This is a genomic window from Pseudomonas sp. R38(2017) (assembly GCF_002112395.1).
Lineage (GTDB): Bacteria > Pseudomonadota > Gammaproteobacteria > Pseudomonadales > Pseudomonadaceae > Aquipseudomonas.
Genome location: NZ_NEHN01000006.1, coordinates 456,995 through 473,160, shown reverse-complemented (window position 1 = coordinate 473,160; position 16,166 = coordinate 456,995). Strand labels below are relative to the sequence as shown.

At 62.5% G+C, this 16,166-nt stretch carries 9 protein-coding genes; 8 read left to right on the top strand and 1 reads right to left on the bottom strand.

What is annotated here, in order from left to right; translation table 11 throughout:
* Positions 1–235 precede the first annotated feature (235 nt).
* Genes CAF87_RS18070 through CAF87_RS18060 form a run of 3 tightly spaced genes read left to right on the top strand, consistent with a single transcriptional unit; the run spans position 236 to position 4,784 of the window.
* Positions 236–1,408 carry an efflux RND transporter periplasmic adaptor subunit gene (locus CAF87_RS18070; RefSeq protein ID WP_085732451.1) on the top strand — a complete coding sequence of 391 codons (1,173 nt, stop codon included), beginning with the start codon at positions 236–238 and terminating at the stop codon, positions 1,406–1,408.
* Positions 1,409–3,382 carry a MacB family efflux pump subunit gene (locus CAF87_RS18065; protein WP_085732450.1) on the top strand — a complete coding sequence of 658 codons (1,974 nt, stop codon included), beginning with the start codon at positions 1,409–1,411 and terminating at the stop codon, positions 3,380–3,382.
* A 7-nt stretch (positions 3,383–3,389) separates the two neighbouring features.
* Positions 3,390–4,784 (top strand): efflux transporter outer membrane subunit, encoded by a 1,395-nt coding sequence (locus CAF87_RS18060; protein ID WP_085732449.1) that lies wholly within the window; start codon positions 3,390–3,392, stop codon positions 4,782–4,784.
* A 33-nt stretch (positions 4,785–4,817) separates the two neighbouring features.
* Here CAF87_RS18060 and CAF87_RS18055 read toward each other — a convergent pair whose 3' ends face one another.
* Positions 4,818–6,428: a PvdJ/PvdD/PvdP-like protein gene (locus CAF87_RS18055; protein WP_085732448.1), complete on the bottom strand. Its 1,611-nt coding sequence runs from the start codon at positions 6,426–6,428 to the stop codon at positions 4,818–4,820.
* A gap of 184 nt (positions 6,429–6,612) precedes the next feature.
* Between CAF87_RS18055 and pvdM the strand changes: the two genes are divergently transcribed.
* The 5 genes from pvdM (at position 6,613) to CAF87_RS18030 (ending at position 16,154) form a co-directional block, all read left to right on the top strand.
* The gene (gene pvdM, locus CAF87_RS18050; protein WP_085732447.1) at positions 6,613–7,983 is read left to right on the top strand and encodes a pyoverdine-tailoring dipeptidase-like protein PvdM; all 1,371 of its coding nucleotides are present in this window, start codon (positions 6,613–6,615) and stop codon (positions 7,981–7,983) included.
* Positions 7,980–9,275, top strand: coding sequence for an aminotransferase class V-fold PLP-dependent enzyme (locus CAF87_RS18045; RefSeq protein WP_085732446.1), 1,296 nt, complete (start codon positions 7,980–7,982; stop codon positions 9,273–9,275). The genes pvdM and CAF87_RS18045 overlap by 4 nt, the downstream gene beginning before the upstream one ends.
* 39 nt (positions 9,276–9,314) lie before the next feature.
* A complete protein-coding gene (locus CAF87_RS18040) occupies positions 9,315–10,223 on the top strand; it encodes a formylglycine-generating enzyme family protein (protein WP_085732445.1) in 909 nt (302 codons plus the stop codon).
* An 86-nt stretch (positions 10,224–10,309) separates the two neighbouring features.
* The gene (locus CAF87_RS18035; RefSeq protein WP_085732444.1) at positions 10,310–11,968 is read left to right on the top strand and encodes a cyclic peptide export ABC transporter; all 1,659 of its coding nucleotides are present in this window, start codon (positions 10,310–10,312) and stop codon (positions 11,966–11,968) included.
* Between the two features lie 34 nt (positions 11,969–12,002).
* Positions 12,003–16,154, top strand: a complete 4,152-nt coding sequence (locus CAF87_RS18030) for a non-ribosomal peptide synthetase (RefSeq protein ID WP_085732443.1) — start codon at positions 12,003–12,005, stop codon at positions 16,152–16,154.
* Positions 16,155–16,166: the final 12 nt, after the last annotated feature.

Here is a 16,166-nt window from a genome sequence, read left to right as displayed (position 1 = left end):
CAGACACGTAATTTATAGTAATTCTCATATAGATTTAAAGTGCTCTTTCCATTTGCCCGACAAATTGTTGCCAGCTATACCTGTTACCGCGTTTTTCAGCGCTTAAATTCCCCACCTCGTCTCTCGTTTAAAGGACAGCCCCCCGTATCTGTCGCGCCCTGCGACAGCGTTCGACCGTGGCCCGTTCGCGGTGCCTGCTGAACGACGGGCCGATTTCCACTGGCCGGAACCCTGCATGAAACGTCCCCGCCCCGCCCGACGCGCCCTGCTCATCGCCCTTTGTCTGATTCCCGTTATTGCCGTTGCCGCCTGGCAAGTCTTGCCGCCCGGCCGGGACAAATTCGCCACCGTACAAGTCTCCCGTGGCGATATAGAAAGCAGCGTGACCGCACTCGGCACCCTTCAACCACGGCGCTATGTGGACGTCGGCGCCCAGGCTTCGGGGCAGATTCGCAAGATCCACGTGGAAGTCGGCGACGTGGTCAAGGAAGGCCAGTTGCTGGTGGAGATCGACCCGGCCACGCAAAAGGCCAAGCTCGACGCCAGCCAGTTTTCCATCGAAAACCTAAAGGCGCAGTTGCAGGAACAACAGGCCCAACACGAACTGGCGCGCCAGAAATATCAGCGCCAGCAGAATCTGGCCGCCGGCGGCGCCACCCGTGAAGAAGACGTACAGACTGCCCGCGCCGAGCTGAAAGCCACGCAAGCGCGCATCGACATGTTCCAGGCGCAGATCCGTCAGGCACAGGCGAGCCTGCGCAGCGATCAGGCCGAACTCGGCTACACCCGGATCTTCGCGCCGATGGCCGGCACCGTGGTTGCGCTGGACGCTCGTGAGGGCCAGACACTCAACGCGCAACAACAGACGCCACTGATCCTGCGGATTGCCAAGCTGTCGCCAATGACGGTCTGGGCTGAAGTTTCCGAGGCTGACATCGGCCACGTCAAACCGGGCATGACCGCTTATTTCACCACCCTCAGCGGCGGCAACCGGCGCTGGAGCAGCACCGTGCGGCAGATCCTGCCGGTGCCACCCAAACCGCTGGATCAAACCAGCCAGGGCGGCGGCAGCCCGACCAGCACCAGTAAAAGCGGTGCCGGCCGCGTGGTGCTGTACACCGTGTTGCTGGATGTCGACAACGCCGACAACGCGTTGATGGCGGAGATGACCACGCAAGTGTTTTTCGTCTCCAACGAGGCAAAAAACGTCCTCACCGCACCGATTGCCGCCCTGCATGGCAGCGCCAAACCCGACAGCCAGGTCGCCCGGGTCGTGGCGCAGAACGGCGACATCGAGCAGCGCACCGTGCGCACCGGCATCAGCGATCGCTTGAAAGTGCAGATCCTCGATGGCCTAAGCGAGGGCGATCATCTGTTGATCGGCCCGGCCGACGGTAGCGGAGGTTGAATGCAAACGCCCCTGATCGACCTGCAGGACATCCGCAAATCCTACGGCGGCGGTGACGCGCCCGAAGTTCACGTGCTGCGCGGCATCGACCTGTCGATCCATGCCGGCGAGTTCGTGGCGATCGTCGGCGCGTCCGGCTCCGGCAAATCGACGCTGATGAACATCCTCGGCTGCCTCGACCGGCCCACGTCCGGCGAATACCGGTTTGCCGGGGAAAACGTCGCGGGCCTGGACACCGATGAACTGGCCTGGCTGCGTCGCGAGGCCTTCGGTTTTGTGTTTCAGGGTTACCACCTGATTCCGTCCGGCTCCGCCCAGGAAAACGTCGAGATGCCGGCCATCTATGCCGGCACTCCTGCCGCCGAGCGCCATGCACGGGCCGCCGTCCTGCTCGAGCGCCTCGGCCTGGCCTCGCGCACTGGCAATCGCCCCCATCAACTTTCCGGTGGCCAGCAACAACGGGTGTCGATTGCCCGCGCCTTGATGAACGGCGGTCATATCATTCTGGCGGACGAACCGACCGGCGCCCTCGACAGCCACAGCGGCAAGGAAGTCATGGCGCTGCTCGACGAGCTGGCGAGCCAGGGCCATGTGGTCATCCTCATCACCCACGACCGTGAAGTGGCGGCCCGGGCCAAGCGCATCATTGAAATCAGCGACGGCCTGATCATCCGCGACAGCGCCAAGGAACACCCCACCGTGCAGGCCAGCGCCAACCCCGGTGCCTTGCAGGCAGTGGATCTGCGCAAGCGCCTGAGCGAGGGCAGCGAAGCGAGCGGCGCCTGGAAAGGTGAGCTGATCGATGCGGTACAGGCGGCGTGGCGCGTCATGTGGATCAACCGCTTCCGTACCGCGCTGACGCTGCTGGGGATCATCATCGGCGTGGCGTCGGTGGTGGTCATGCTCGCGGTCGGTGAAGGCAGCAAGCGCCAGGTCATGGCGCAGATGGGCGCCTTCGGCTCCAACATCATTTACCTCAGCGGCGCCGCGCCGAACCCGCGCACGCCGCCGGGCATCGTCACCCTCGATGAAGTCTCCGCACTGGCCAGCCTGCCGCAGATCACTCGCATCATGCCGGTCAACGGCGCCGAAGCCGGGGTGCGCTTCGGCAACCTCGACCACATGAGTTACATCGGCGGCAATGACACCAATTTCCCCGACATCTTCAACTGGCCGGTGGTCGAAGGCAGCTACTTCACCGAGGCCGACGAGCGCAACGGTGCGGCCGTCGCGGTGATCGGCAAAAAGGTCCGCGACAAGTTGCTCAAGAACGTGAGCAACCCCATCGGCCAATACATCCTGATCGAGAATGTGCCGTTCCAGGTGGTCGGTGTACTCGCCGGTAAAGGCGCCAGCTCCGGCGATCAGGACAGCGACAATCGCATCGCCATCCCCTACTCCGCCGCGAGCGTGCGGTTGTTCGGCACGCATAACCCCGAGTACGTGGTGATCGCCGCCGCCGATGCGCGCAAGGTCCATGAAACCGAAATGGCCATCGAGCAATTGATGTTGCAGTTGCACAACGGCAAGAAGGATTTCGAACTGACCAACAATGCCGCGATGATTCAGGCCGAAGCCCGCACGCAAAACACCCTGTCGCTGATGCTCGGTTCCATTGCCGCGATTTCGCTGCTGGTCGGCGGCATCGGGGTGATGAACATCATGCTCATGACGGTGCGCGAACGCACTCGCGAAATCGGTATCCGTATGGCTACCGGCGCCCGTCAGCGCGACATCCTGCGTCAGTTCCTGACCGAAGCGGTGATGCTGTCGGTGGTTGGCGGCATTGCCGGTATTGGCCTGGCGCTGCTCGTGGGCGGCGTGTTGATACTCAGCGAAGTCGCCGTCGCATTTTCCCTGGTGGCAATCGCCGGCGCTTTCGCCTGCGCACTGATCACCGGGGTCGTTTTCGGCTTCATGCCCGCCCGCAAAGCTGCCCGGCTCGACCCGGTCACGGCCCTCACCAGTGAATGATCGATCTATGAAACCGCAACTGAGCCTGTTGACCCTTTGCCTGATGCTGAGCGGCTGCGGCAGCCCCGCTCCACGCCCGGAAAGTGGCGTGATCGCCCCCGCCGCGTGGCAATCGCCTACCGGTCAATCGGTGGCGCAGACCAACCAGCAATGGTGGACGCACTTCGCCAGCCCGCACCTGAACCAACTGATCGGACAGGCGCAAAGCGGCAGCCACGACCTCGCCGCCGCCATCGCCCGCGTGCGTCAGGCTCGCGCCAGCACGGTCATCGCCGGCGGTTCGCAATTGCCGGAAATAACCGCCGGCCTGAACGCCAACCGCCAGAAACTGCTGCGCGGCAACGGCTACAGCCAACTGGATGCCGACAGCAGCAACAAGGCCGTGGATTACTTCGACGCCAACCTCAGCGCCAGTTATGAAATCGACTTCTGGGGCGGTCAGGCCGCCACCCGCGAAAGCGCCCGTCAGGGTTTGCGCGCCAGTGAGTTCGATCAGGCCACCGTGGAATTGACCCTGCTCAGCGACGTCGCCAACCGCTACACCCAGGCGCTGTCATTGCAGGAACAAAGCCGCATTGCCGCGTTGAACCTGACCAACGCGCAGAGTGTTTTGCAACTGGTGCAGACTCGCTTCAACGCCGGTTCCGCCACTGCGCTGGAACTGGCCCAACAGAAAAGTCTGGTGGCCGCGCAACAGCGGCAACTGCCGACGGTGCAGCAACAGGCCGAGGACGCGCGAATCGGTCTTGCGGCTCTGCTCGGGCGACCAGTGCAGGAGTTGCCGCCGAGCCTCGAATCGTTCGATCAACTGCAATGGCCACAAATCGCTGCCGGATTGCCTAGCGACCTGCTGACCCGGCGCCCGGACATCGCCCGCGCCGAAGCGCAACTGGCAGCCGCACAGGCAGACGTCAACGTCGCCCGCGCCGCCATGCTACCCAAGGTCACCCTGAGCGCACAGTTGGGCTCCGGCGCTAACCGCTTCGACGATGTAATGCGTAGCCCGTTCTACAATTTCACCGCCGGGCTGATCACACCGATCTTCAATAACGGTCGGCTGTCCGCAGAACGCGACAAGGCAATCGCCCGCCAGGAAGAACTGCTGGAAACCTATCGCAGCGCGATCATCAATGGCTTCGCTGACGTGGAAAAAGCCCTGAACAGCATTCAAGGTCTGGATCAGCAGCGGCAATGGCAGACCGAAGAGCTGAATCAGGCACAGACGGCGTTCAACCTTTCGCAAAGCCGTTACCAGGCCGGGGCCGAAGACTTGCTGACCGTGCTGGAAACCCAGCGCACGCTGTACGCCGCGCAGGATCTCAACGTGCAACTGCGACTGGCACGGATGCAGGCGAGCATTGCGTTGTACAAAGCGTTGGGTGGGGGTTGGGAGACGCGCTGAAAAACAAAAGATCGCAAGCTGCGATCTTTTGCTTCAAACCTTGGCTTTCAAATGACGCGCATACCACGGCCGTTGCGGCACGCGGCGGAACAGCGCGGCGAGCTTCTTCTCGTCGCCGATGAAGGTGATGCGCAGCGCCAGTTTCATGGTCTCGGGATCCATCTCCACTGACTTGCCCACCTGCAACCCCGGCGTGGTGCTGCAACCGTGGGTGGTCGGCCCCAGCCACGGATCCGCGACTTCGTTCCAGCGCCCCGGCGCAAACCACTGCACACCGTTGACCACTTGCCGCGTGACTTCACCCGGGTGGAAACGCTCGTGAGCGCGGAACCAGTCTTCGATGCGGTCATCGATCCAGCCGTGGAAACGCCAGAACACCGGATTGACGTGGGATGAAAACGGATCGCCGAGGAAGTCGTTTTCCGCCGCAAACCAGCGTGCGGCGAAATCCGCCGGATCCCGGGCAAACGGTACCGGTTGGCCGTTGGACGGATCGCGCGGCACCGAGGCCCAGCGCATGTGCAACCAGTCATGCAGCCCCAGTTCGACTTCAGAACCGAACTGCCCCAGCGTGAGTTTGGCCAGATAAGCCGGATCGCGGTACTGCGACTCCCAGACCTGAAAGTTGCTTTCGTAGGTCTCAGCGGTTTTCAGGTCGCTGACCCATTGGCTGTACTCGTTGTCGCCGTCGGCCAGCCAGGTCGGCGGCAGTGCCGTGCCGTCGTGGTTATCGAAGTAACGGGCGAAGCCGATCCGGTCGCGGATCAATTCAGGCTGCGGGAGCGGGAAATACTCCCACGACGGCAGATCCTGCATCGAACGCGCCGTGCCCAGCATGTGCCGGTGCATGAAGAAAAAGTCGACGCCCGAACCGTTGCGATCCTTACGGTCGCCACGAGCATCGCGCTCGTTGTCGCGCGGGCCGGGCTGCCAGCCGAGACCGCGCAACGCGTTGCGCTTGTCTTCAGCCAAGGTGTGCCATTTGTCTCGCGTGGCGTGCCAGACCTGGTGAAACAACCGATGCTCGGGAGAGATCAGCCACGCCAGCAGCGTCGGGTTCAGCGGCGTGCGCTGCCGTGCTTCGGGGAACAGATGTTTGACGGCAATGAAGCGGTTGTCCTGCATCGGCAGTGCCAACGGCCGATCCAGGCGTGACACCCGACCGCTGAGGCTGCCGCTGCCGGCGTTGCCGAAATCGGCCCAGACTTCGTCGAGGATCATTTGCAGTTCGTAGTCGATATGGCCGCCTGCACTGATCAGCCGCCAGCTCAACTTCGCCGCGTCACCCTCGGCCAGATCACCGATTATTCGGTAACGCGGTGTTTCGCCAGAGCGCAGACGCTCGGGTGTATCCAGAAAACCGCAGACACCGCGCCCCTTCTGGCCGATGTCGAGAAACACTTGCAGACCGTTTGCCGGCAGCCCTTCGACGCCGGCGTCGCGGCCCTCGAAACGGATGTCCCAGACTCCGCGCAGTTTGTTCGCCAAACGCTGACCAGCCATGTCGGCCACGTCGAACGACGCTTCGCCGGGGGTGATCGTGGGGTCCGGTCTGGTCCATTCACGATGACCAAAATAAGCCGCAGGCACCGCAGCGCCAGTCAGCGCCAGGCCTGCCATGAACCATCGTCGAGAAATCTTCATTGCCCTACCTGTGTCAGCCATGAAGCAGGCTTTATCCAAGCTAGAACGTACGCTGCCCCGACAAATTTAAGGGCGCCCTCGCCACAGGGCGATGCGACTAAATTTCGTTACCAATCACTCGTTCTTTCCAGATAGCAATGGCCCCTGCGCCAGCACCTCGACGGCGAACCTGACTGAGATGGCAATGACAAAACCACGTTCGAAAAAGGCTCTTTTCATTGGCCTGCCACTGGCCTTGGCGATCAGTGCCGCAGCAGGCTTCGCAGCCTGGGATTACTGGCTCAACGACAATCCCGGCTATCCGGCCAAGGTGATGGAGCAGGCCCGCGAGATGCACCAGCACCTGCTGTCGTTCGACAGCCACATCACCGTCCTCCAGGACTTCGGCACCCACGGCAATGAAGCCGACAAGGACGGCCCCGGGCAGTTCGATCTGATCAAGGCCAATCGCGGGCAACTGTCCGGTGCGGCGCTGACTATTTTCGGTTGGCCGGAACTGTGGAACGGCGCCAATGCGCCGCACAAGCCGACCGCGGGTTTCGTTGAAGAGGCGCGCAACCAGCAGGAGATCCGCTACAAGATCATCTCCGGCATGGTCCGCGATTTTCCCAATCAGGTCGGGATTGCCTACACGCCCGATGATTTCCGCCGCCTGCATGGCGAAGGCAAGTTCGCGATCTTCATCAGCATGCTCAACGCCTACCCGCTGGGCCACGACCTGAACCTGCTGGACTTGTGGACGGCGCGCGGCATGCGCATGTTCGGCTTCAGCTACATCGGCAACAACGACTGGGCCGATTCGTCCCGGCCGCTGCCGTTCTTCAATGATTCTCCGGATGCACTCGACGGCCTCTCCGACATCGGCAAGCAAGCAGTCAAGCGTCTCAACGATCTGGGCGTGATCATCGACGTGTCACAGATGTCGACCAAAGCCCTGGAGCAAGTCGCACAACTGAGCCGTACGCCGATGGTGGCCTCGCACTCGGCGCCACGGGCGATGGTCGACATCCCCCGCAACCTCAGCGACAAAGAACTGCAACTGATCAAGAACAGCGGCGGCGTGGTGCAGGTGGTGGGCTTCTCGCAGTACTTGCGCCCGCTGACCCAGACCACCCAGGACAAACTCAACGAACTGCGCAAGAGCTTCGACCTGCCGCCCCTGCCCAATCTGGCCGTGGCGCTGATGCCGGGCGACCCGATCATCGCCGCGTGGCCCGAGGCCAAGTTCGGCCAGTACGCCAGCCGTCTCTACGCGATCCTCGATGAAGAACCCAAAGCCACGCTCAAGGATTACGGCGACGCCATCGATTACACCGTACGCAAGATCGGCATCGACCATGTCGGCATCAGCTCCGACTTCAACGAAGGCGGCGGCGTCAAAGGCTGGGAGAACGTCGGCGACATCCCCAACGTCACCGCCGAGCTGATTTCGCGCGGCTACTCCGAAGCCGACATCGCCAAGCTCTGGGGCGGCAACTTCCTGCGGGTCTGGGATCAGGTGCAGAAAGCCGCCCGACCTGCGTTGATTTCACAGCAGGACAAGACCACGCCATGAGTGATCGTCGTACGTTTCTCAAGCAGGCGGGGATTCTCGCCGCCGGCCTGCCACTGGCCTCGGGTATCGTCCAGGGCGCCAGCCCCGTCAACACCGCGAACGTTGCGCCAGCAGCGCCGGCACAGGACAAATGGGCGCAGTTGCGCACGCTGTTCGAGCAAGACCCGGACTGCCTGCACTTCTCCAACTTCCTGATCACCTCACACCCCAAACCGGTGCGTGACGCCATCGCCCTGCACCGCGCTGCCCTCGACAAAAATCCAGGGCTGGCGATGGACTGGGACCTGGGCGTGATCGAGCAGCGCGAAGAAGAGGTGCGCGTCTGGGCCGGACGCTATCTGCAAGCCGACGCCAGACAGATCGCCCTGACCGGCAGCACCACCGAGGGCCTGGCGATGATTTACGGCGGCGCCCATGTGCGTGCCGATCAGGAAATCCTCACCACTCAACACGAACACTACGCCACCCACACCATCCTCGCGCTGCGCACACAGCGTGAAGGCACCAAGGTGCGCAAGATCCGTCTGTTCAAGGATCCGCACACGGCAACCAAGACCGAAATCCTCGCGGCCATCGACAGCAACATCCGCCCCGAAACCCGTGTGTTGGGCATGTGCTGGGTGCATTCGGGCAGCGGCGTGAAACTGCCGATCGCTGAAATCGGCGCACTGGTCGACAAGCACAACAAGGGCCGTTCGGACGACAACCGGATCATCTATCTGGTGGACGGCGTGCACGGCTTCGGCGTCGATGATTTGAGTTTTCCGGCGATGAACTGCGACTTCTTTATTGCCGGCACCCACAAATGGATGTTCGGCCCGCGTGGTACCGGCATCGTCTGCAGCCGTTTCGATCAGGTCAGGTACGTCACGCCGATCATTCCGACCTTCTCCGAAGCCACCGCGTTTTCCACCACCATGACCCCCGGCGGCTATCACGCCTTCGAGCACCGCTGGGCCCTGAACGAAGCGTTCAAATTGCACCTGCAACTGGGTAAGGCCGACGTCCAGGCGCGCATTCACGCCTTGAACAGCTACCTGAAAAAGCGCCTGCAGGAACACCCGCAGATCGAACTGGTCACGCCGCTGAGCCCCGAGCTCTCCGCCGGTTTCACCTTCTTCCGGGTCAAGGGCAAGGACTGCGACAAGATCGCCGCCTACCTGATGCAGAACAAGGTGATCGCCGACGCCGTCGACCGCGACGTCGGGCCGGTCATTCGCAGCGCACCGGGCCTGCTGAACAACGAACAAGAAATCGACCGCTTCATGACCGTGCTCGTCAGCCAGATCTGAGCACCGCGAACTCCTTTAAACCTGTTATCGAGAGAAATGATGAACAGTGAGCTACGTAGTTTTTCCATCAAGTCGCTCCCGGCGCTGACCCTCGCCGCCCTGCTCGCCAGCCTGTTGCCGGGGCTGGCGCAGGCGGCTGAACCGCTGCAGCCGGGCAAGGTGTTCAAAGATTGCAAGGACTGCCCGGAAATGGTCGTGCTGCCCACCGGCACCTTCACCATGGGCACCCCGGAAGACGAAGTCGGTCGCGAGCCGGACGAAGGTCCGATGCACCCGGTGACGTTCGCCAAACCGCTGGCCATCAGCCGCTTCCAGGTCCTTCGGGGGCAGTGGGACGCCTACCTCAAGGACACCGGTTATCAGATGCCCGACGGTGATGATCGCAAGGGCCGAGCGTGCAAGGCCGGGATTCCGGATTACGCGGGCAGCGACCCGCGCAAGCAGTACACCGACAGGCATCCGGCCGTGTGCATGGACTTCGCCGAGGTCAACGCGTACGTGGCGTGGCTCTCGAAAAAGACTGGCAAGCAATACCGTCTGGTCAGTGAGTCCCTGCGCGAATACGCCGCGCGTGCCGGCAGCACCGGGCCCTTCCCGTTCCCATTCGATGAGGGCAAGGAATACAGCATCGCCAAACATGCCAACACCTATGGCGCCGCAGATGGCTTTAACTTCACCGCACCGGCCGGCAGCTTCCCGGCCAACGCCTTTGGCGTCTATGACATGCACGGCAACGTCTACGAATGGACCGCCGACTGCTACAACGAAAACTACGTCGGCGCTCCGAGTGACGGCAGTGCGTGGCGGAGCGGCGACTGCACCATCCAGCGCATCCGTGGCAATGACTGGGGCGAAGCGCCGGTGTTCTCGCGTTCCGGCAACCGCAACGCGGTCTACCCCAAAGTGCGGGGCGACTGGCTGGGCTTTCGTGTAGCCCGCGACCTCTGATCCACCCCGGCGTCGGCCATCGGATCGACGCCCTCCCGGTTTTTCTCGAATCATCGCCCCAGCGGCCTCCAAAAGCGGAATCCCCCATGACCACTAAATCCCGTGGCGCCATCAGCGAAGTTCTCAGCCTGCTCAAGCCCTATTGGCTGGTGGTCATGATCTCGATCATGCTCGGCATGGTCGGCGGCCTCAGCGTCACGGCGCTGCTGGCGACCATCAATGACGCCCTGAACGCCAACGGCAGCCCGTCGCTGGGTGTGCTCGCCAGTTTCGCCGGGCTCTGTGCACTGGCGCTGTTGAGCTCGATCCTGTCCGACATTGGCACGAACCATGTCGGACAGCACATCATTGCCGGACTGCGAAAATCCCTTGGCGAAAAAGTCCTGCTGGCGCCGATCGAACAGATCGAACGCTTCCGCAGCCATCGCCTGATCCCGGTGCTGACCCATGACGTCGACACCGTCAGCGACTTCGCGTTTTCCTTCGCGCCACTGGCCATCGCCTTCACCGTCACCCTCGGTTGCCTGGGTTACCTGGCTTACCTCTCGGTGCCGATGTTCGCGCTGCTGCTGGTGGCGATCATCATCGGCACCGTCGTGCAATACGTCGCCCGGGCCAAAGGCATCAAGGGTTTCGAAGCGGCCCGTGAAGCCGAAGACGAACTGCAAAAGCATTACAGCGCCATCGCGGCCGGCGCCAAGGAACTGCGCATCCATCGCCCGCGCCGTCAGCGCATGTTCAGTCAGCGCATCGAAGGCACCGCCGATTACATCTGCAACACCCACATCCGTTCGATCAACACCTTCGTGGTCGCCAAGACGTTTGGCTCGATGCTGTTCTTCGTGGTGATCGGCCTGGCACTCGCCCTGCAATCCTTCTGGCTGGGTACCGACAAAGCGGTGCTCAGCGGTTTCGTGCTGGTGCTGCTGTACATGAAAGGCCCGCTGGAATACCTGGTGACCACCCTGCCGGTGGTCAGTCGCGCCAACATCGCCTTCAAACGCATTGCCGATCTGGCGGAGCAGTTTTCCTCCCCGGAACCCCACCTGCTGCTGAGCGACACCGCCAGCGCCAAACCGGTGGTCGAGCATCTGGAACTGCGCGACGTTCACTACGCATTCGCCGCCGTGGACAACAACAAACCGTTCACCCTCGGCCCGGTCAATCTGTCGATCCGTCAGGGTGAAATCGTGTTCATCGTCGGCGAGAACGGCGGCGGCAAAACCACCCTGATCAAATTGCTGTTGGGGCTGTACGCGCCAAAGGGCGGGGAAATCCTGCTCAACGGTGCGCCCGTGGTGGCCGAGAACCGTGACGATTACCGTCAATTGTTCACCACGATTTTTGCCGACTACTACCTGTTTGACGAACTGGTGCAGGGCGATCAGCAAGTACCCGAGGACGCCAACCGCTACCTCGAACGCCTGGAGATTTCGCACAAGGTCAGCATTCGCGATGGCGCGTTCAGCACCACCGATCTGTCCACCGGCCAGCGCAAGCGACTGGCCCTGCTCAACGCCTGGCTGGAGGAACGTCCGGTGCTGGTGTTCGACGAATGGGCGGCCGATCAGGACCCGGTGTTCCGGCGGATTTTCTACACCGAGCTGCTGCCGGAACTCAAATACCTGGGCAAGACCATCATCGTGATCTCCCACGACGACCGTTATTTCGACGTCGCCGACCAACTGGTGCGCATGCAAGGCGGCCAGGTCATCAGCGAAAAAGCCCCGGCAGCCGTCTGCTGACCGGCCCGCCCCTGTCGAGTGTTAAGAGAAAGCCATGAACGAACTTCTTGATGATGACCTGCTGGCACTGCTGTTGGCCGATGCCGACGCCGTCGAGCCAGACCCGGTAGACAACCGCCGCGCGCGCCTGGATCGGGCGCCGCTGTCATACGCCCAGCAACGTCTGTGGCTGGTGCAGCAACAGGCGCCGGCGAATGCCGCCTACAACTTGCCACGCGCCTTGCGCCTGGACGGCGACCTCGATCCGCAGGCGCTGGAAACCGCGCTCAACGCGGTGATCGACCGCCACGACATCCTGCGCACTGCCTTTCGCGAAATCGACGGCGTGCCGACCCAGGTGGTCGAGCGCCAGGCACGCCTGAACCTCAAGCGCCAGGACCTTTCCTTGCTGGATGAGGACACCCGTAGCCTGCACCTCGAACAACGCCTGCAAACCCAGGCCCTGCAACCGTTCGACCTGAGCCGCGCACCGCTGATCCGCACCACCCTGATCAAGACAGCCGAGCGTGAACACGTGTTGCTGCTGAACATGCACCACATCGTGTCCGACGCCTGGTCCAACGCAATCCTCATGCAGGATCTGGCGCGCGCCTATGCGCAAGCCAGTGCCGGCCTCAGCCCGGTGCTGAGCGAGTTGCCGCTCCAGTACAGCGACTACGCGCAGTGGCAACGCGGCGAGTACATCGACAGCGTGGCCTGCAAGCGCGCCGACCATTACTGGCGTCAGTATCTGGGCCGCGAACTGCCAGCGCTTGAGCTGCCGGTCGATTATGCCCGCGTCGAAGGCCAGCAACATTTGGCCGGGCGTCATTCCCTGAGCCTTGCGCCCACAGCGCTGCAAGCCCTCAACCGTTTCTGCCAAAACGAGGGCCTGACCCCGTTCGTGCTGGCGATGGGCGCGTGGCAACTGCTGCTCGGCCGTTACAGTCAGCAGCGCGAATTCACCGTCGGCGTGCCCAATGCCAGCCGCAACCGCAGTGACAGCCAGGAACTGGTGGGCTTTTTTGTCAGCAGTCAGGTGTACAAGGCGACGCTCGACGGCCAGCAATCGGTGCGGGACTTCCTGCAAGCCTTGCGCGCGCATTCGCTGGCGACGCTGGAACACGCCGATTACCCGCTGGAGTTGTTGTTCGATCAACTGCAACGCGGCAGTGCCACCTCGCTCAATCCGCTGTTCCAGGTGTTGTTCAACTGGCGCACGGACGGCGGCGAGCCGGCGGCCGTGGAATGGGGCGGGCTGAACCTGCAGTTTCTGGATGCCGGCGAAAGCCAGGCCAAGTTTGATCTGTCGCTGGACGTCGACTTCAGCCCGCAGAACCTGCAAGCCACGTTCGAATACAGCCGCGACCTCTACACCCCCGCCACCATCGAGCGCATGGCCCGGCACTGGCAGCAACTGCTGCTGCAACTGATCGCCCGTCCCGATTGGCGCCTGGACGAATTGCAACTGCTTGATGCCGAAGAGCAGCGGCAGACCCTCGCCGAATGGAACCCGCAACAGGCTCGAATCGCCCCGTCGCTGTGCCTGCACCAGTTGATCGAAGCCCAGGTCGCGCGCAATGGCACCGCCATCGCCCTGACCTTCGGCGAACAACAGGTCAGTTACGCCGAGCTCAACCGCCAGGCCAACCGTCTGGCCCACCGCTTGATCGCCAACGGTGTCGGCCCGGATGTGCTGGTGGGCATCGCCGCCGAGCGCTCGCCGCAGATGCTGATCGGCCTGCTGGCGGTTCTCAAGGCCGGCGGCGCCTATGTGCCACTGGACCCGGCCTACCCGGCTGATCGTCTGGCCTACATGATCGAGGACAGCCGCATCGATTGGGTCCTGACCCAGAGCCATCTGCGCGAGCAATTGCCATTGCCCGCCCACGTACGCTGCGTGCTGCTCGACGATGCCACGAGCCTGACCGACGTCGCCGAGCACAACCCCGAAGTGGCCGTGCAGCCGGACAATCTGGCGTACGTGATCTACACCTCCGGCTCGACCGGCAAACCCAAGGGCGCCCTGCTCGCGCATCACAACGTGGTGCGCCTGTTCGAAGCCACCAGCGGTTGGTTCGGCTTCGATCAGAACGATGTCTGGAGCCTGTTCCATTCCTATGCCTTCGACTTCTCGGTCTGGGAGATCTTTGGTGCGCTGCTGTACGGAGGTCGCCTGGTCATCGTGCCGCACGCAGTCAGCCGCTCTCCGCAAGACGTCTACATGCTGCTCTGCGAAGAGAACGTCAGCGTGCTGAACCAGACGCCGTCGGCGTTCAAACAACTGATGAAAGTAGCCTGCGAACCTGACCAGCCGTTGACCCAGCAACTGCGCTACGTGATTTTCGGCGGAGAGGCGATCGAGGTGAAAAGCCTGCGCCCCTGGTTCGAGCGCTTCGGCGATCAGGCCCCGCAACTGATCAACATGTACGGCATCACCGAAACCACCGTTCACGTCACCTACCGGCCGCTGTCACTGGCTGACCTGGATACCGAATCCGCCAGCCCCATCGGCGTGCCGATTGCCGACCTGTCCTGGTATCTGCTGGATGAAGGCCTCAACCCGGTCGCCAAAGGCTGCACCGGCGAGCTGTACATCGGTCGCGCCGGGCTCGCCCGAGGCTACCTGAACCGCACCGACCTGACCGCCACACGTTTCATCCCCGACCCGTTCGACAGTGTTCAGGGTGGGCGTCTGTACCGTACCGGCGACCTCGCGAAGTACTGCAACGACGGCAGCATCGAATACGTCGGGCGAATCGACCATCAAGTAAAAATCCGTGGTTTCCGCATCGAACTGGGCGAGATCGAAGCGCGTCTGCTCGATCAGCCGCAGGTGCAGGATTGCGCGGTGCTGACCCACGAAGGCCCGAGCGGCCTGCAATTGGTGGCCTACGTCATCGCTGCGGATTCGACGGAACTGCGCGACACCCTGATCACCGCACTGCGTGCGCAATTGCCCGATTACATGGTGCCTGCGCACCTGTTGTTCCTTGAGCGCTTCCCGTTGAACGCCAACGGCAAACTTGACCGCAAGGCACTGCCGGAACCGGACGCCAGCCTCTGGCAACGCAGCTACGTGGCGCCGGGCAATCCGCTGGAAGAAGCGCTGGCCAGTCTTTGGCAGCAGTCGTTGAACATCGAACGCGTGGGGATCACCGACAACTTCTTCGAGTTAGGCGGCCATTCGATTCTCGCGATCCAGTTGATCGCCCAACTCAAGGCGCAGCTCGATATCGAAGTACGTCTGCAAGAGCTGCTGGCTAACCCGACCATCGGCGAACTGTCCGCTTTCGTCGCCCGCCAGCATTTCGCAACCGCGCAATGCGTGATCGAACTCAACAACGCACCGGCCGATGCACCGGCGCTGTTCTGCCTGCACCCCAGCGGTGGCATCGTATTCTGCTATCAGCCGCTGGCCAAACGCTTGAACAATCGGGCGAAAGTCTACGGCGTGATGCATCGCGGCTTCTCGCAACAACACAACGACGCGCAAACCTGGTCGGAGATGATCGCCGACTACAGCCGTGAAATCGTCAACACTCAGCCGCAGGGGCCTTATCACCTGATGGGCTGGTCGCTGGGTGGCCCGCTGGCCATGGACGTGGCCGCGACGCTGGAGTCTCAGGGTCATGAAGTGGCGTTCCTCGGGCTGGTCGACGGCACCGTGCCGGCTTCGGCCTTCCCCGCCGACCTGTCACGCTTCCAGCGACCGGACGACGAAGCGCTCGGCATCACCTCGGAAGAAGTGCTCGACGCCGTGCACTACTTCAACCTGTTGTTCCCGACCCTGGCACTGCGCACCACCGCCTACCTGCAAACGACGCCGCACGGCAGCGTCAAAGACTTCTATGACTGGGCAGCCGGTCAGGTCGAACCGGGTCAAGGTGACTTGCTGGCCACCGTGCAGAACATCAAGAGTGAAGTCATGAACGCCCAGGCGTTCTCGGTGCACGAGCGTCTGGTGGAAGCCTTCGAGACCTTCACCTACAAGCCACTTCGGGTCAAACCGAGTTGCTGGTGGGCGGTACCGGAAAAAACCGCAGAGGAACTGGTCTTCAGCCAGGCGCTGATCCAGCGCTACAGCCAAACGGGCGAACTGAACTGCTCGCAGCTGTCACCGCTGGAACACCGCAGCATGATCTTTCAGGATGAATTGCTTGACCCCCTGATCGATACGTTCCTGAGCAACAGTCGAGTGCGCTGAGCCCTCCGCGCA